The sequence below is a fragment of the Sphingobacterium sp. WOUb80 genome (assembly GCF_050058145.1).
GTDB lineage: Bacteria > Bacteroidota > Bacteroidia > Sphingobacteriales > Sphingobacteriaceae > Sphingobacterium.
Genome location: NZ_CP165617.1, coordinates 4,835,069 through 4,853,105, shown reverse-complemented (window position 1 = coordinate 4,853,105; position 18,037 = coordinate 4,835,069). Strand labels below are relative to the sequence as shown.

Sequence of the window (18,037 nt, the reverse complement as noted above, 5' to 3'; positions counted from 1 at the left end):
ATGAAAAATGTCTTCATTTCTTTAAGATAGGATGATCAGAAATATGAATCTGTAAGTCGGAAACACGCTTGGAAATAACAGTAAATTTATTTTAGTTTGAGATATGAAGTATATTGTTTTAGGATTGGGGCATTTTGGACGTTCATTGGGTGTGCATCTTACTGAGCTCGGACATGAGGTGATTGGCGCTGACCGAAATCTCAGCATCGTTGAGCAATTAAAAGATAAGATAACGCATACGGTATGCCTGGATACAACCGATCGAGAAGCAGTTTCGTCATTACCTCTTAAGGATGCACATGCTGTCATTGTTGCGATTGGAGAAGATGAAGGAGCTTCGCTTATGACCGTTGCCCTCTTAAAGCAACTGAAAGTAAAGCGGATTATTGGGCGTATCGTTTCAGATCTACAAAAAACTGTTTTGGAGGCAATGGAAATCAATGAGTATATTATGCCTGAAGAAGAGGCTGCTGAGCGATTGGCGATGCGCTTGGACAATATTGATATTGTCGATTCGTTTAAGGTTTCGGATAAATATTCCATTGTGGAGACTAAAGTTCCAACTCGTTATGTGGGAATGACATTACGTGAAGCGAACCTCACCAATTTATACAAGGTTATCGTGTTGACCACCGTGAAGATTACAGAAATGAAAAAGGATGGTGTAACCAAAGAACAAAAGGAAGCTTCGGGAATTGCTGCATCGGAAACGATCATGGAAGAAGGTGATATTTTGGTTGTTTTTGGGGAGCTATCCAATATTAATAAGTTAATTCAAAAAGGAGAATAAAATATGTTATTGACAACAACAGGTACTATTGAGGGACACCAAATTGAACGTTATTTGGGGATAGTCTCTTCCGAAGTGGTTCTGGGAGCGAATGCAATCAAGGATATGATGGCTGGTTTTCGTGATTTTTTTGGCGGAAGATCCAATTCCTATGAACGTGCATTCCAGGAAACACGTGAAGCTGCCTTGCGTGAGCTTGAAGACCGTGCACGCGCATTGGGCGCTGATGCTGTCGTTGGGGTCCGACTAGACTTTCAAACAGTAGGAACGGGCGGGATGATGATGGTGGGCGCTACAGGAACGGCCGTAAAAATGAGATCTTAAATTATACAAGAAAAGCCCTAAATAATATTGGGGCTTTTTTTGTGTGTAAAAGAGATGATAGGGCTCGACCAGATTTAGAATCTATTGTGAACTTTCTGTTAATAGGAATTTGAGCGATAATTATAATTGTATATAAAAACAAATTTATCTAAGTTTGGCTTTTAAGACTTTTAAACAACCTAAGAGGGTAAATGAGACTGTCGTAATTAAACAAAGCGCGTGCAAAGGGTTCATTAAGACTGAAAAATAAGTTGTAAATGGACATTCACATAGCAGGATAAAAATAGATAGCATCATCACCTTTAAATGACAAATTTATACGGATGAAAAATTGGTTTAAGGCGAATTCGGCGCATTTGATCGTTATTGCGATATTTATTACGCTCGTATTTTTTTATTTTACTCCTGTTTGGCAAGGTAAAACACTTGCTCAGTCGGATGTGGTACAGGCGCAGGCGGCACAAAAGGAGTTATTTGATTTTAAAGCAAAGGATGGAAAAGCTCCCTTGTGGACAAATTCCATGTTCGGGGGAATGCCGACCTATCAAATTTGGCAAGAAAATGAAAATAACATTGGTACTTATTTCCTGAAAGCGGTTAAGTTTGCCTTTCCAAGCCCAATGGACACGGTTCTTTTCTATTTGTTGGGTGCTTATTTCCTCTTTAGTGTATTACGAATCAAACCCTGGCTGGCTGCGGTCGGCGCAATAGCCATTGCATTTACATCCTATAATTTTATTTATATTGAAGCTGGACATATAACAAGGGCTAATGCAATCGCATTTATTCCACCCGTGATTGCTGCGGTTATTATGTGTTATCGGGGAAGCAAATTATGGGGACCTGTCTTATTGGCTTTGTTTCTTTCGCTGGAAATTCGGGTCAATCACTTACAGACAACCTATTATCTGTTAATAGTCCTCATGGTATACGTGATTTTCACGTTCATAGATGCGCTTAAACAAAAGCAATTAAAAGGGTTTTTTATCGCTTCGGGTAGGCAGATTATCGCAGTGGTCATCGCTTTGATGGTAAATGCATCTATTTTATTGCCTACTTGGGAATATAGTAAATTAAGTACGCGTGGGCATGCCAATATCACAAAGGTTGATAACAATAATGCTAAAGAGAAAGGGCTTGATAAAGAATATGCATATGAGTGGAGCCAAGGGATTGGTGAAACCATTACCTTTTTGATTCCCAATGCCTATGGTGGTTCAACTGGAGGACAATTGGACGAGAAATCACATGTCGCTAAGTTCCTAATGGAACGAGGCGGGGCGTCGGAGATTCAAGCTGGTCAGTTTGCACAAGGCATGCCAACCTATTGGGGCGACAAGCGTTTTACTTCGGGGCCATGGTATTTTGGTGCTGGAGTTTTCTTCCTATTTGTTTTGGGTCTTGTTATTGTCAAGGATCGCTTCAAGTGGTGGATTTTGGCAACAACTATTTTAGCGTTGCTTTTGTCATTCGGGAAAAACTTTACACTCGTATCGGATCTGTTCTTTGACTATTTCCCTATGTACAATAAGTTTAGGGCTGTTGAATCTATTCTTGTTGTGGTTTCCATTACAGTGCCAATGATGGCTATTCTGGCTGTCAATGAGCTTTTGACACGCGCCAAGGAAATTCCAAATTTGGATAAAAAAATCTTATATACATTTATTGGAGTCGGTGGAGTCTGTCTGTTGATTGCTGTAATGCCGGATCTATTTTTGAATTTTGGAAATGCGCGGCATAGCAATTTGGTAGAAATGTTAGAGCATAATATAGGCGATAAAGCCTTTGCGACCGAATTGGCAAATCAATTGGTCTTAGATCGCAAAGATATTGCAAGCAAAGATGCCTATCGTTCGTTTTTCATTGTCCTCTTAACGTTCGGATTCGTTTGGATCTTTTTAAAGAAAAAGTTAAACGAAGGCATACTGTTGGGTAGCCTACTCGTTTTATTCTTGTTTGATTTATGGAGCGTAGATAAACGTTTTTTGAATGATAAGTCATTTATGGAGAAAGGAGCTACTGCACAACAGGTATTCCAACAACGGGAGGTAGATCAATTGATTTTAATGGATAAAGATCCAAGTTACAGGGTGCTTGATCTGACTTCGGATCCATTCTCGGATGCTCGACCATCTTATTTTCATAAGTCACTGGGTGGATATCATGCTGCAAAATTAATGCGTTTCCAGGAAATTCTGGAAAATCAATTTAATGGTGCTCTTAATGAAGATGTGTTGGATATGTTCAACGTACGTTATTTGATTACGACAGATCCTCAAAACCAGTCGCAACGTATTGTAAGGAGAAGTACAGCGGCAGGAAATGCTTGGTTTGTGGATAAGATAAATTTTGTGAAGGGAAATGCTGAAGAAATGCAAGCAATCAGCTCTTTTGATCCGCATAAAGAAGCTTTTGTAAATCAACAATATCAAAATGAGATTAAAGCTAAAACTTCGAATGCTTCAACATCAGGGGAGATTAAGCTGACTTCTTACCATCCAGATAAAATGCAATACGAATATACAGCGGCTAATGATGCGTTTGCCGTATTTTCTGAAGTATTTTATGATAAAGGCTGGAAAGCATATGTCGATGGAAAGGAAACACCAATTATTCGTGCTGATTATATTTTAAGAGCACTGCAATTGCCTGCGGGCACGCATAAGGTGGAATTTGTGTTTGATCCTGAGTCACACAAATTTGGTAATCTATTGACTTTGATCTCGTCTATTATTCTTGTATTGGGAATAGGAACTGCGATATACCTTTCCTTTAGAGGAAATAAAAAAGAAACAGCGGCTTAGTTGCTGTTTCTTTTTTGAATTGTTTGAGCTTTAGAATAATTTGAGCTGCGGATCTGTTATTCTAAAGCTCTTTCTATGATGTGGTGTGGAGCCATATTCCAATACAGCAGTTCGGTGTTTAACCGTTGGATACCCTTTGTTGTTGAGCCAGTCGTAATCTGGATAATCCAAGGCGATGTTGTCCATGTATTCATCCCGATAGGTTTTAGCCAGAATTGAAGCTGCCGCAATCGACAGATATTTCCCATCTCCCTTGATGATACATGTATGTGGGATTTGCTGATAGGGAATAAACTTATTTCCATCCACAATAATATACTCCGCTTTGATCTTTAAGAGATCAAGTGCTTTGTGCATCGCTAAGTAGCTTGCATTATGAATATTTATACGATCTATTTCTTCTGCTGAGACACTCGCAACGGCATAGGCAAGAGCCTCGCGCTCAATAATGGGGCGTAGTGCCATCCTTTTTTTCTCACTAAGTTGTTTGGAGTCATTTAGCAGTTCGTGGTGATAGTCTGTGGGGAAAATAACGGCTGCTGCGAACACCGGTCCGGCCAAACAGCCTCTTCCCGCTTCGTCACAACCGGCCTCTATCCACTGTTCCTGATAGTATGATAATAGCATGTTGAGTTCTTTAAAATAGCCGAAAATACGAATAAATTTAGAGTTATCTATTGTAACTTCTGTGTGAATATCGCCCGTTTACATTAATTAACACTAATAATGTCTTCTTTTGTAAAGATTTAGAGCGCTAGACTATTAAAACGTTAGAATAATTTTCGTTAACAAAATAAAAGTTTGTTCTTGTCTAGGCCATGTTGTTTCAAATTAAACTTGAGCAATAGTTTTAGAGTCAAAGATTTATCAATTATAGAAATATAAAAATACGTATTATGAGAGGCTTTATGCTTTTTTTGTTTAGTATGCTGATGGGATGGACCGTTTATGGCCAGACGAAGAGTGTACAGGGAATCCTGAAAGACGATAAGAATCGAATTGTTGCCGGGGCAACAGTTAAACTGACGTCAAAGTCGGATTCTATGACTACAGGATCCAATATGGCTGGGATTTTCATCTTTGATAAGATCAAAGCCGATACCTTTAAAATTACCGTTTCAAACTTAGGCTTCGAGCGTTTTGAGAAAGAATTTAGTATTCCCAAAGGCGAGTCAAAGTATATAATTCCAAGTTTAACCTTACAGCAGAACTCACAGATGCTGCAAGAAGTTGTTGTCGATGGCGTACCTACGGTTGTTGTGAAAAGTGATACCCTGGAATATACAATGAAAGATCTAAAACTACGTGATGGGGCAGTTGCCGAGGATGCTTTGAAGAAGCTGCAAGGGGTAGAAGTTGATAAAGACGGTAATGTGACGGCACAAGGGGAATCCGTAAAGCGGGTTCGTATTAATGGTAAGGACTTCTTTGGCGGGGATGTAAAGACAGCTACACAGAATTTGCCTGCAAATATTATCCAAAAGATGCAGGTAATTGATGATTACGGTGATATGGCCAATGTTACCGGTAATAAAACGGGCGATTCGGAAAAAGTGCTCAATATTCAAATTGACCCCAAATACAATACGGGACATATGACTACCTTACGGGCAGGGGTGGGAACAGAAGATCGCTATCAGGCTACGGGTATGTGGATGGGAATGCGTGAAGGGGAGCAAATTTCTGTTTTGGGAAATTTGAATAATACCAATGCGCCATTATTTGATTTTAGTACTGTAGGTGGTGGTGCGCGTCGTGGCCAGGGTGGCGGTGGCCGTCGCGGTGGCGGCATGTTTGGTGGGTCTGACGGTTTAACTAAAATTGGTTCTATTGGGCTGAATTACCGGAAAGACTTTAGTGATAAATTGACGGTTTACGGTAGTTACAGTTATAGCCATAGCAACAATACAACACTTTCGCAACGGTTTCAGGAAAATACACTACCTAATATCATGCAGACGGATAGTGTCCAATCTAATTCCAATACGGTGGGAGCAAGTCATCGTTTTGAAGCAAATGTGGAATGGAAGCCTACAACGAAAGATTATATCAAAATTTCGCCGCAGTTTGGTTACGACAATAGCGATGTAACGACGGGTACTAATTCCCTCACTTACCGTAGTGGCGTATTTAATAATTCACAGGCACAAGATATTGTTGCGAATTCTACTGCACCCCGATTTGGGATTAGCGGGTTGTATAATCATAAATTTAATGATAAGGGAAGAAATGTTTTTGTAAACATGAACTTCAACAACGCAAAAACCACAAAAGATCAGAACGCAATTTTAGATAGGTTATTGGCTGATCCCAACAATGCAAATGCTCCCTTAGATTCAATTTATGAAAAGACGATTCTTGAAGCAAATAATAAAAGTTGGAATGGTGGTGCTTCGGTGAATTATACGGAACCGGTTTCTGAAAAGGGAAAAGTGGAATTTACCTATGACTTTAACAAAAATAAGTATGACAATTCGAACAAACAACAAGGGTTTGATCGGGATGGAAACTTAATTGCTGAGGATCCCAAATTGAATTTCGATTACAATTATGATTACTCCTTCACAACACATAAAATAGGGGCAAACTATTTGTATAGTGGTGATAAAATAACTTATTCTATTGGAGCAGCAGCTCAACCTTCTCAATTAAGAGGTGATGCGATCAGTTCGGGTTTGGTTGTGCCAATTCATCGTAATAATATGAACTGGATGCCTATTGCCCGCTTTGAATATAAATTTTCAAGACAGTCCAATATCTCTGTCAATTATTCGGGAACACCGAATGAACCTTCTGTTACGCAGATTTTACCATTTGATATGAGTACAAACCGCACGAGTATTGTAATCGGTAACGCCAATCTGAATCCGGAATTTAGCCATCAATTGAATGTACGATTCCGTAAGAATGATTTTCAAAAGGGAAACAACTTCTTTGCGTTCGTTAATGCCGGTTTGACTAACAACAAGATTGTGAGCTTGAGCAAAAGCTATTTTGATGATTTAATGGATTATCAAACTGGCCAAACAAATTCAACGTTAGTTTCTGAAACCCGCTATTTGAATGAAACAAGCGATAAGCCATTTAATGTGAGTTCTTTCTATCATTATGGTAAATCACTGAAAGAAAAAACATATAATATTATGTTAATGGGTGGTGTGTCTTACAATAAAAATATTGGATATGTTTCCACAGAGAAAGATGATAACGTAGGTCAAAAGAACATCGCCCGGAATATTGTATTAAATCAAGGTTTAATGTTTAGATATAATCCTTCCGAGAACCTAGAAATCAATCCAGGGGTACGCTACCAATTTAATCATACAGAGAATTCATTGACAAATCGTACGACGAATGTCTCATCCTGGACACCAACATTGATTGGCTCTGTTAACATAACAAAAACAACCATTTTCGGAGCGGATCTATCCAAGCAATTCAACAGTGGTTATGGAGCCGGCATTAATGCAAATCCTTTCGTCATAAATACCTACTTGGAGCAGAAGTTCTTGAGTCAACAACGTGGTACTGTACGTCTACAGGCATTTGACTTGTTAAATCAGCAAACGAATGTTTCAAGAACGGTGAGTGAGTCTATGATTACAGATAGCCGTACCAACCGTTTGGGTCGATATTTTATGATTTTATTTACCTATAAATTCCAAAAATTTGCGATGGGAAACCCTGAAGGAGAGAATAGATTTCCGGGCGGAATGAGACCTCCGCGCATGTAATTTGAATAATCTTATTGCTATAGGATATAAAAACGGTCATAGTGATTTCGCTATGACCGTTTTGCGTTTAAAAATGCCTAGTTTTGTGATGACTTCATGTGCCCCTATGATTCGAAGATTGAGCAAAGTGGCAAAAAATGTAAGATTTTAAAAGAAGCTACAGCAAGTTTGTACTGCATGGAATACGAAATTATTAGACTTTCAAACGGAATACGCGTAGTATTTCAATATCAAAATTTACCGGTTACACATGTCTGCATGGTCATCAACGCGGGGTCTCGGGACGAGTCTGCTGGAAAGTATGGTGTAGCCCATTTTATTGAGCACCTTTTATTTAAGCGTACTGAAAGGCGCTCTACGCAACAGATTATAAATCATTTGGAATCCGTTGGCGGAGATTTAAATGCCTATACGACGAAAGAGTATACCTGTGTACATGCCTCTATTCTTCAGCCTTATTTAAATCGTGCGTTAGATCTTTTTGAAGATATCTTTTTTCATTCCACTTTCCCCGAAATAGAAATGGATAAGGAGAAATCCGTGATTGTGGATGAAATGGCTTCTTACCTGGATAGTCCAGAAGAGTCAATCGTTGACGATTTCGAAGATCTTATATTTCAGGGTTCCGGATTGGGACATAATATCCTCGGATTGGAAGATCAGCTTCTCGCACTACAAAAGGGCGATATCGTCGATTTTATGCGGACAAATTATGATACAAATGAAATGGTCATTGGTATCACGGGCAATTATACCCTTAAAGAAGTTGAGCGATTATTGCACAAAGTGTTCGGGACGGTGCCTTCAAATACGATAGAACGTCTTCGCAATGATGTTAGACCACTTATTGAACAGCATGTTGCTGTCAGTAAGCCAATCAACCAGGTGCATTATATGCTCGGTTCCTTAGCCTACAGTTATCGTGATGACAGAAAGACAGGGCTACTGCTTTTAAATAATATGCTGGGTGGAATGGGAATGGGATCTATCCTTAATCTTTCCATACGGGAGAAATATGGAATAGCGTATACCATTGAATCTAATTATACTATTTTTTCAGATACAGGGTTATTTAGTGTTTACCTCGGTACTGATGAGGAAAAAGTTGAAAAAGCTAAAAAACTCGTCTTTAAAGAACTTGCGAAATTGAGCGATCAACCACTATCCGAAACCGCTGTAAAAAAGGCGAAGCAGAAATTTATAGGGCAGATTGCTTTGACCGAAGAGAACCGTATGAGTATGATTATCTCTGCTGCTAAAAACGTGATGGACTATGATCGTGTCATCTTATTGGACGAAGTAATTGAAAAAATTCAGGGATTAACTAGTACAGAGCTGCTGGAAATAGCACAAGATGTATTTGATCCTAAGAAAATGTTGTCGCTTAGTTTTGTTCCCGAAGATTGAATTTGAAACACCGTGTTTTCCTTCATAAGAAATAAATAGTATTGGATCGACCGGCTGACGATGGGAATAATAACTGGCTGAAATGAATTTGTATTGCATATAAAAAGCAATTTATCTAAGTTTGCGCTTAGGGGAATTCGTTCTTCTCAACCATTGACTGCCTGAGGTGGTATGAATACCTATGATAATAAACAAATGATGAATAAACAATAATAGGATGAAGACAGCATATGTATTTCCCGGTCAAGGAGCCCAATTTGTTGGAATGGGACAAGACCTGTATAATTTAAATGATGAGACAAAAGCGTTGTTTGAACAAGCCAACGATATTTTGGGATTCCGCATTACAGATATTATGTTTTCCGGAACAGACGAGGAATTGAAGCAAACGAAGGTAACCCAACCCGCTATTTTCTTGCATTCGGTCATTTTGGCCAAAGCCCTAGGGGCGTCTTTTCAGCCAGATATGGTTGCAGGACACTCACTGGGTGAGTTTTCAGCTTTGGTGTCGGCCGGCGCATTGAGCTTTGAAGATGGCCTGAAATTGGTTGCACAACGTGCCAATGCGATGCAGAAGGCATGCGAGCTTCAACCCTCAACGATGGCCGCAATATTAGGGCTGGAAGATGCTGTTGTAGAAGACATCTGTGCTCAAGTTGATGAAGTCGTGGTGGCAGCGAATTATAACTGCCCTGGGCAATTGGTTATTTCGGGATCTATTGAAGGTGTGGACAAGGCCTGTGCTTTGTTGACCGAAGCTGGTGCTAAGAGAGCATTAAAATTAAATGTAGGTGGTGCATTTCACTCTCCATTGATGGAGTCTGCGAAAGTGGAATTGCAAGCGGCTATTGAAGCTGTAGATATCCTTTCGCCGAGATGCCCAATTTACCAAAATATAGATGCAAAACCGCAAACAGATCCAGCAGTTATTAAAGAGAATCTTATTGCGCAATTGACTGGTGCTGTACGATGGACCCAAACCGTACAAAATATGTTGGCCGATGGCGCAACAGCTTTTGTAGAAGTTGGCCCTGGCAATGTATTGCAAGGATTGGTAAAGAAAGTCGATCGTCAGGTACAGACTTCTGCGGCTTCAGTAACGGCCTAAGGATAGGATTCGGTATAAAAAAAGGATCGTATGATCCATTCGTGGTCGGAAGATTTTTCTTCCGACTTTTTTTTATGCTGAAAACAAAATAACTGAAGGGTTTTTCTGGTAACAAGGAGCGTATCAAGTAGCGACTTCTTTCACCCTTTGTTCGGTGCTTGCTCGGTGCTTGTTCGGTGCTTGTTCGGTGCTTCTTCGGTTGTGACCGAACAAACACCGTTTAATCTCCGAACAATATACGTTCAAGATCCGTGTGAATAGCGAAGTTGGTAAGTGAGATGTTTTAAGGCTATTTGTCCTTAAACATACTATAATGGTCTTTCATGACCTGCAAAACAAAATCATTTGGGGTCATTTTTTCAGGATGTTTGACTTCCATAACCGCTTCAAGACGTTGTACCAAAGCGGTTAAAATACCTACATCTCTTCTGTCAAAAGCTGTTTGATAGATCTCTTTGACCGAATTTGCATCCTTGTCGCTCAATTTGATAACTTGAGGAAATAGAATTGGATGATTGTCGAAAGTCTCTTCGTAGATTGTGTCGCTCAATTTCAAGGTAGGCTTGAGACTGATAACAGAAGTTTCTCCTGCAATATCTCCGATGCGTTGACCATTTTTGGATAAAACGATAGAAGTAATGGCAACACCACCCATCGTCATCCAAATATCTACAATAGATAGACTCCATCTGGATAAGTATTGATAAAAGTTGGCACGTGAGCCGTCGAGTTTGACAACCTTTATTTTCATGATTTTCTTGCCTACTGTCTGCCCACCAAAAGCAGTTTCGGTAATCAATGTATAAAAAAAAGCAGGTAAGGTTAATGCCATCATAATCCCATAAAACAGATAGGGATCACCACTTTTGATATTTATGCTGTCCAACAGAAAAAAGCAAAAGAAATAATAACAGACTATAATGAAATAGTCTATTGCAAATGCGATCATTCTTGAGCCAAGACTGGCAAGATTATATTCAATTTTCACATTTTGTGCTGTATTTATCTCAAGCTTATTCATATGTAAATTATTTGAATTCAATGGCAATATAGGATATCTAGGTCATTTTAGCTCCGATTTGTGCTTTTCAATCGTGGATATTTCATATATTTGATTCAGCCAGTTAAAAAAATTAATGAGAGAAGCATCATTTGTAGAACGAAATAAAGAAAAATGGACGTTAATTGAAAATAATTTGTCAATTAATATGCAGGTTGATCCAGATGAGCTGGCCTCAAATTATATTGAGCTCACAAATGATCTGGCTTATGCGCAAACTTTTTACCCCGAAAGTAAGGTAAAAGCGTATTTGAATGAATTGGCGGTGACTGCACATCAGAAGATTTATAAGGATCAGAAAGCTTCCAATAATAAGTTCAAATCATTTATCAATGAAGAGATACCACAGGCGATTTGGTCGATTCGTCGGCCTTTGTTGTATTCCTTCTTAATCTTTGTGTTGGCTTCTGTTATTGGCTTTTTGTCGTCCGTGTACGATATCGACTTTATTCGTCTCATTTTAGGTGACTACTATGTAGATTCGACTATAGAAAGTATAAAAGCGGGAGATCCTGCTGCGGTATATGGAAAGGGTAGCAACTTTGGATCGGCAATCTGGATTACGATTAATAATGTACGTGTTGCTTTTATGGCCTTTGCTGCTGGGTTATTTCTCAGCGTGGGGACAGGTTACGTTCTGTTTAGCAATGGCATTATGCTCGGTGCCTTTCATCAGATGTTCTTTCAGTACGGCGTCATGGGGAAAGCTATGTCCGCAATTTGGATTCATGGTACCATTGAGATCTCCGTCATCATTGTGGCAGGGGGATGTGGATTGGCAATCGGTAATAGCATTTTGTTCCCAAAATCATTTACACGTTTGACGTCTTTTGTCCGTACGGCAAAGATTGCGATGAAAGTTCTAGTCAGTACAATTCCTTTTTTTATTATTGCCGGTACATTGGAAGGTTTTGTAACAAGGTATTATAATGTATCAATTTGGTTATGCTTATTGATTATTGTTTTATCCTTACTGGCTATCCTTTATTTTTATGTTATTAATCCTTATCGACTAGCAAAAAGATTTCAATGGAAATAGACTTTGAATTTCAAAAAGAACGGAAGGTAGGGGACTTTATTCAAAGTTTCATAGATCTTTTTAAATTGATCTATAAACACTTTGTTTCTACTATTTTTGGGTTATCTGCGGTACCACTAGCGGGGATTGCCTTAGTTTACTATTTTCTTTCTACAAAAATCACTTTTTCTGCCAATAGCGACTCTTTTGAAGACATAGACGCTTTTACCTGGGCTGGATTGCTCATTTTGGCGTTGATTGCCTTGGGTTTGTACGTTTATGGTATTTCTATCGAGTATTTTATGTTGCTAAAAGAGCGTAAAAGTACCGCATTTTCAGGCACGGAAGTCTTCAAAAATTTCAGATCGAACCTCGGTAAATACTTTATGTTTTTGATTGCGATGATATTAGCTTTAATCGTTGTCTTTATTCCACTGGCAATCGTTGCTGCGATTTGTGCTTTTATCCCTTTCATTGGAAGTTTTGCCATCGGCATATTGGGCTCAATGGTCGGCATATGGTTGTTTTGCTCTTTTCTATTTTATCGGGAAGGGTATTCGGATTTGGGGAGCTGTTTTACAGATGCCTATGTCATGCTAAGTAAAAAGTTGATCCAATACGGTATTGCTACCTACATTGTGAATTTTATCTTCCAAATGGCTGTCATGATGATTTCTATCGTGCCGTTGATTATCATGGGGCTTCTGTCATTCAATTTCTTGGGTATAGATGCTGCCTTTTTTGATTCATCCTGGGGGAAATTGCTGATGACACTGGGCGGCTTATTTATTACCTTATTTACCCTATTTCTGTACATGTCTGGCGTTTTGGCCAACGGTATTATTTATGAAACAGCAAAGGATCTCAAATTTGGTGAGCGTATTTATGGTATGATCGAGAAGATTGGAGGAAAAGGTGAATAAACTCTTATCTTTTTTCTGCATTGTTTGTTTATCGGTTTTTTATGCCTGTGATCCCAAGCCAAGAAACACGGATTCCAATAGCGATAGGATCGATTCGCTCAATGTACGGATAGATTCAACCTTAGTGGGAGCAGATTCTGTCCACATTGACTCTATTACAGTAAAGTCGCCTATTGGACAGCAGGAGAAGGACGAAATTGATTTATGGGACCCTACATTATTTGACTCGATTCCAAAATATACCGAAGAACGTTCATTTAAGATGGATCCCTATCAGGATATTATCAAACGCTACGAGACCGACGATTTTGTCTATTCCGAAAATATTAAAGATCGGGTCGGGGCATTGCAGCGAATCCTTGCCCGGCTCGCCGATTGGCTAGGCAGTATTATGCCAGATAATCCTTATAAATTTCGGGAAGAGTTTGGGTATGTATTTGCATTTTTGGCTGTCATAGCACTGGCATTTATCCTGTATAAAGTGCTCTATAATAGAAAACAATACTTTATCAAGCATAATGAGGAGGAGAATGAACTTGACGTTTTAGCCTATGTAGAGCGAAATTTGATGAACAGCAATCTTGACCCTTATATTCAGGAGGCTGTTGCACAAAAGAATTATGCTTTGGGAATCCGCTATCTACAGTTGTTGAATATTCAGAAATTGGCGCGAACAGATCATATAAAGTGGAAGCAGAGCAAAACAAATGCTGAATTTGCACAAGAGATTCAAAACGAGGAACTTCGTCGTGGATTTTTGGAATGTACGAGAATATTTGATTATGTCTGGTTTGGTCAATTTGAATTAACAGAGGTTAATTTTAACCAATATCAGGAATTGTTTCACCAATATCAAAATCAAATTAAATGAAGGGATCGGTAAAATTTGGATTGATATTATTGGGGGTTGTTTTAGTGCTAATTGGTCTTATCGATGCAACCAGTAAGAAACCTATTATCTGGAATCGGACTTTTGATGCAAAGGACAAAAATCCCTTTGGAGCTTATGTCCTGCGTCAAGAATTGAAGCATATCATTGATCAAAAGAATACAACCATTGAGCGTCCATTATATGAATATCTAGACAGCGTAAAGAAAACAGACGCTAACTTATTTTTTTACACATCCTATTTTTCGATGGGCGAAGCGGCAGAAGATAAGTTGCTGGATTATGTAAATCGAGGTGGGAAAGCCATGATTGTAGCCGAGGACATTGATCATTATCTGTTGGATTCTCTGGATTTGGAAGTCGACAATTTCTATGGTTATAAAAAAGGTGTAGATATAAAAGCCCAGCTGCGTGTGCGGTTGATGAACGATAACAATAAAATTCATTACAGTAAATCAGATCTTGGTGAAGTATTCAGTAAACTTCCCAAAAATGCGACTATTCTGGGTGCAATCACCTATAAGGAATTTGCGCTGCCTAACTTTGTGGCGGTTCAATTCGGTAAAGGAACTTTCTATCTGCACCTGACTCCAGATTTATTTGGAAATTATTATTTGCTGAATTCCGCGTCGCAATATGCTTATGTTGCTAAGTCTTTATCCCACCTAAATGATAAGCCACTTGCGTGGTATGATTTTAAGGCGAATATAGACCAATATAGGACACCTCTGCGGGTATTGCTGACCAATGATGGTCTTCGACAAGCTTGGTATGTTTTGTTAGGCGGACTGATCCTTTTGCTCGTCTTTCGAAGTAAGCGCGAGCAGCGAGCAGTGGCGGTTGTGACCCCGGAACCTAATCTTTCGAAGGAGTTTTGCGGAACTATCGCTACCTTATATTATGAAAATGGTGTGCCAGGAAATATGGTCGCAAAAAAAATAGATTATTTTCTTCACGATCTTCGGATCCGGTTTCATTTGGATACGCTAACATTGCGGGAAGATGAATTCAGCGAAGAACTGGCTGAGCGGTCTGGAGTTTCCCTTGTGGAGACACAGTCTTTAATTAAGCTAATTGCCCGTATGCAAGATGCTAAACAACATGACTTGGCTGATCTTAAATTGATTAATGATACGATAGAAGAGTTTAAACATAAAGCAAAAATGATATGAGTGACTTCGATAAATATATATCTTTTGAAAACCGAATAGATGTCTCGGTTTTATTCGATAAAATGGCTCAGGTAAAGTCGGAGGTGAAAAAAGTAATCGTTGGACAGGATCAGTTGATTGACATGCTCCTGATCTCCATCTTGGCCTCAGGCCATTCTTTGATCGAAGGGCTGCCGGGAGTAGCAAAAACATTATCGGCAAAATTGATTGCCAAAACGATTCAAAGTGAATTCAAACGGATCCAATTTACACCGGATTTAATGCCTTCGGACGTAACGGGATCGTCTATACTCGATTTGAAAAGCAACGAATTTGAATTTCGTAAAGGGCCGATTTTTGCAAATATTGTTTTAATCGATGAGATCAATCGTGCTCCAGCAAAGACCCAAGCTGCACTTTTTGAAAGTATGGCAGAGCAACAAGTTTCGGTAGATGGAACAACCTACCGATTGCCTGCCCCCTTTGTTGTTTTTGCAACGCAGAATCCTATCGAACACGAAGGGACCTATCGGTTGCCGGAAGCTCAGCTCGATCGCTTCTTGTTTAAGATCAATGTGGACTATCCTGAACTTGAACAGGAACTGGAAATATTAAAGGAGCATCATGCGCAAAAGGCGCTGAATAAAGAGGATCAGGTTCAAGCTGTTGTGTCGGCAGCAGAAGTTTTAGAATTTCAGAAATTGATCAAATCTATTTTTGTGCATGAGGAGCTGCTGACTTACATTGCACAGGTTATTATCAAGACACGAACAAATCCAAGTTTGACGTTGGGTGCATCGCCTCGAGCTTCTATTGCTTTGTTGGAATCGGCGAAGGCCTCGGCAGCGGTGAGCGGAAGAGACTTTGTTACTCCTGAAGATATCCGGAGAGTGGCAGCTGCAGTGCTTGGTCATCGAGTCATGTTGACTCCAGAAAGAGAAATGGAAGGCTTTACAACTGCTTACGTTATTGATCAAATCATTAATTCTGTAGAAATTCCAAGATAATGAAGAAACTAAGGCAGCTCTTTCTAACGAATCAATTCTTCTACTCGCTATTGGGTATAGCGACACTCTTCACATTTTCTTTTTTTATTAAAGGATTGTTGATTGTGGCTTGGATTGTTTTTTGGATATGGCTGGCTGTGTTGGCTTTTGATTTTATAGTCTTGTTTTCAGGAAAGGGACGAATTGAAATCGCAAGGGTGTATCCAGAGAAATTGTCGAATGGAGATGAAAATCCAATGAAGCTAATTGTGAGCTCTTTTTATCCATTTGCAACGAAAGTGGATATTTTGGAGGAGTTTCCAGTGCAGCTCCAAATTCGGGATAAGGATTTTGAGTCCCGTTTACTTGCCTTTCAGCATTCGGAAATCTCTTTTTCATTGCGGCCGACACAGCGGGGGATCTATCAGTTTGGTCGTTGTATGGCTTTGGTTAGGCGTTTTGGGTTTTTCAAAAGAAGGTTTGTTACCAATCAGGAACAGGAGATACCTTGTTACCCATCCTATATTCAGCTGAGAAAATATCAGCTTTTAGCAACGAGCAATCGGTTAAATGAGCTAGGGATAAAACGCATTCGACGTATTGGTTCAGCCATGGAATTTGATCACGTGCGGGAGTATGTTCAGGGCGATGATTATAGGCACATGAACTGGAAGGCATCAGCGAAAGTAAAAAAACTAATGGTCAATCAGTATGAAGAGGAGAAATCTCAGCCGATCTATTCCTTTATTGATTTAGGTCGGGCAATGCGGATGCCATTCAACGGTCTAACCTTATTGGATTATTCTATTAATGCTGCACTTGTCCTTTCCAATGCGACCATCTTGAAGCAGGATCGTGCGGGATTATTGACCTTTTCAAAAGATATCAATGCATTTATAGCCGCGGAAAAAAGGAATAACCAAATGCACAAAATTTCGGAGGCGCTATACCAGGTGTCGACCAAATTTGAAGAGTCTGAATTTGGAAGATTATATAGTTATGCCAATGCTCATATTAACAAGCGTTCGCTGATTTTTGTCTATACAAATTTTGAAACCTTAGATTCCTTAAGACGGCAGATCAATTATCTGTCAATGTTGAATAAGAGCCATATTATTGTCGTTGTGGTCTTTAAAAATGTGGAAATAGAGGATTTAGCGAAGAGTACGCCCAAAAAAACAATAGACATCTATAATCAGGTCATTGCTGAAAAGTTTATCTATGAGAAGCAGCTTATCGTACAAGAACTGATTCGCAACGGGTTTCAGACAATTTATACCGCACCTGAAAATCTGACTATCAACTCCATCAATAAATATCTGGAAATTAAGGCACGCGGCCTTATTTAATGATGGAGGTATCTTTGACCATTACTTTTGTCCAAAGATGCTGATATTTTTCGATAGCCTTTAAATGAATTGGATGTGTCTCATAGATAGTAATATCTTTAAGGTCTTTGAAAGTGACGATCAATGTGTAGTCAAAGCTATTGTCGACGACCGGACGCGGATTGGTTTTTGCAGGAATCCCATAGTTCAATGTTTTGATTACTTCAATTTTTCGAAGTTCTTCAAAAAATCCGATGAAATTCTTTTTGTCTTTTTCACTGAGATCTTTTTTTAGCCAGAAATTAACAACGTGAACAATAGTGCTGGGCTGGATTTCCTCATCTGATTGAACTGTATTTGCCCATGTTGGGGCAGTGATGAGCACCATAGGTGCTAGAAGAAAATTGCGTCTTTTCATGATTAGAACGGTTTAGGACCATTAAGATACAAAACCTTCGTGATTTTACAAATACCAATGGCTATGAATGTCGTATAAAATAACATAGCAAAAGGGC

15 protein-coding genes are annotated in these 18,037 nt (G+C 39.2%); 12 read left to right on the top strand and 3 right to left on the bottom strand.

Going from position 1 to position 18,037, the window contains the following annotated elements; genetic code table 11:
• Window positions 1-103: 103 nt before the first annotated feature.
• The 3 genes from AB1Z56_RS20125 (at window position 104) to AB1Z56_RS20115 (ending at window position 3,918) form a co-directional block, all read left to right on the top strand.
• Window positions 104-790 (top strand): potassium channel family protein, encoded by a 687-nt coding sequence (locus tag AB1Z56_RS20125; protein WP_309365183.1) that lies wholly within the window; start codon window positions 104-106, stop codon window positions 788-790.
• 3 nt (window positions 791-793) lie between these two features.
• Entirely contained in the window at window positions 794-1,114 is a 321-nt protein-coding gene (locus AB1Z56_RS20120) for a YbjQ family protein (protein ID WP_046673052.1), read from the top strand.
• 323 nt (window positions 1,115-1,437) lie between these two features.
• Window positions 1,438-3,918 carry a YfhO family protein gene (locus AB1Z56_RS20115; protein ID WP_426789958.1) on the top strand — a complete coding sequence of 827 codons (2,481 nt, stop codon included), beginning with the start codon at window positions 1,438-1,440 and terminating at the stop codon, window positions 3,916-3,918.
• A gap of 30 nt (window positions 3,919-3,948) precedes the next feature.
• On the opposite strand, the gene AB1Z56_RS20110 is transcribed toward AB1Z56_RS20115, so the two are convergent.
• Entirely contained in the window at window positions 3,949-4,545 is a 597-nt protein-coding gene (locus tag AB1Z56_RS20110; protein WP_309365189.1) for a ribonuclease HII, read from the bottom strand.
• A 269-nt stretch (window positions 4,546-4,814) separates the two neighbouring features.
• Here AB1Z56_RS20110 and AB1Z56_RS20105 point away from each other — a divergent pair, with 269 nt between their 5' ends.
• From AB1Z56_RS20105 to fabD, 3 genes are all read left to right on the top strand, one after another.
• A complete protein-coding gene (locus tag AB1Z56_RS20105; protein WP_426789957.1) occupies window positions 4,815-7,652 on the top strand; it encodes an outer membrane beta-barrel protein in 2,838 nt (945 codons plus the stop codon).
• A 177-nt stretch (window positions 7,653-7,829) separates the two neighbouring features.
• Window positions 7,830-9,059, top strand: a complete 1,230-nt coding sequence (locus AB1Z56_RS20100; protein WP_309365193.1) for a M16 family metallopeptidase — start codon at window positions 7,830-7,832, stop codon at window positions 9,057-9,059.
• A 217-nt stretch (window positions 9,060-9,276) separates the two neighbouring features.
• Window positions 9,277-10,167 carry an ACP S-malonyltransferase gene (fabD, locus tag AB1Z56_RS20095; protein WP_309365195.1) on the top strand — a complete coding sequence of 297 codons (891 nt, stop codon included), beginning with the start codon at window positions 9,277-9,279 and terminating at the stop codon, window positions 10,165-10,167.
• Between the two features lie 289 nt (window positions 10,168-10,456).
• Here fabD and AB1Z56_RS20090 read toward each other — a convergent pair whose 3' ends face one another.
• Window positions 10,457-11,188 carry an RDD family protein gene (locus tag AB1Z56_RS20090; protein ID WP_309365197.1) on the bottom strand — a complete coding sequence of 244 codons (732 nt, stop codon included), beginning with the start codon at window positions 11,186-11,188 and terminating at the stop codon, window positions 10,457-10,459.
• Window positions 11,189-11,303: 115 nt separating this feature from the next.
• Here AB1Z56_RS20090 and AB1Z56_RS20085 point away from each other — a divergent pair, with 115 nt between their 5' ends.
• From AB1Z56_RS20085 to AB1Z56_RS20060, 6 genes are read left to right on the top strand one after another with little or no spacing between them, the layout of a single operon-like run.
• Complete coding sequence (locus AB1Z56_RS20085) at window positions 11,304-12,266, top strand: stage II sporulation protein M (protein ID WP_309365199.1); 963 nt, start codon at window positions 11,304-11,306, stop codon at window positions 12,264-12,266.
• Complete coding sequence (locus tag AB1Z56_RS20080) at window positions 12,257-13,168, top strand: ABC transporter permease (RefSeq protein ID WP_309365201.1); 912 nt, start codon at window positions 12,257-12,259, stop codon at window positions 13,166-13,168. The genes AB1Z56_RS20085 and AB1Z56_RS20080 overlap by 10 nt, the downstream gene beginning before the upstream one ends.
• A complete protein-coding gene (locus tag AB1Z56_RS20075) occupies window positions 13,161-14,039 on the top strand; it encodes a DUF4129 domain-containing protein (protein ID WP_309365203.1) in 879 nt (292 codons plus the stop codon). Before AB1Z56_RS20080 ends, AB1Z56_RS20075 begins: the two co-directional genes overlap by 8 nt.
• The gene (locus AB1Z56_RS20070; protein WP_426789956.1) at window positions 14,036-15,229 is read left to right on the top strand and encodes a DUF4350 domain-containing protein; all 1,194 of its coding nucleotides are present in this window, start codon (window positions 14,036-14,038) and stop codon (window positions 15,227-15,229) included. Before AB1Z56_RS20075 ends, AB1Z56_RS20070 begins: the two co-directional genes overlap by 4 nt.
• On the top strand, window positions 15,226-16,215 hold the full coding sequence (locus tag AB1Z56_RS20065) for an AAA family ATPase (protein ID WP_309365206.1): 990 nt from the start codon (window positions 15,226-15,228) through the stop codon (window positions 16,213-16,215). Before AB1Z56_RS20070 ends, AB1Z56_RS20065 begins: the two co-directional genes overlap by 4 nt.
• Window positions 16,215-17,543 carry a DUF58 domain-containing protein gene (locus tag AB1Z56_RS20060; RefSeq protein WP_426789955.1) on the top strand — a complete coding sequence of 443 codons (1,329 nt, stop codon included), beginning with the start codon at window positions 16,215-16,217 and terminating at the stop codon, window positions 17,541-17,543. Before AB1Z56_RS20065 ends, AB1Z56_RS20060 begins: the two co-directional genes overlap by 1 nt.
• Here AB1Z56_RS20060 and AB1Z56_RS20055 read toward each other — a convergent pair.
• Window positions 17,536-17,940 carry a Dabb family protein gene (locus AB1Z56_RS20055; protein WP_309365210.1) on the bottom strand — a complete coding sequence of 135 codons (405 nt, stop codon included), beginning with the start codon at window positions 17,938-17,940 and terminating at the stop codon, window positions 17,536-17,538. The genes AB1Z56_RS20060 and AB1Z56_RS20055 overlap by 8 nt on opposite strands.
• Between the last annotated feature and the right edge of the window lie 97 nt (window positions 17,941-18,037).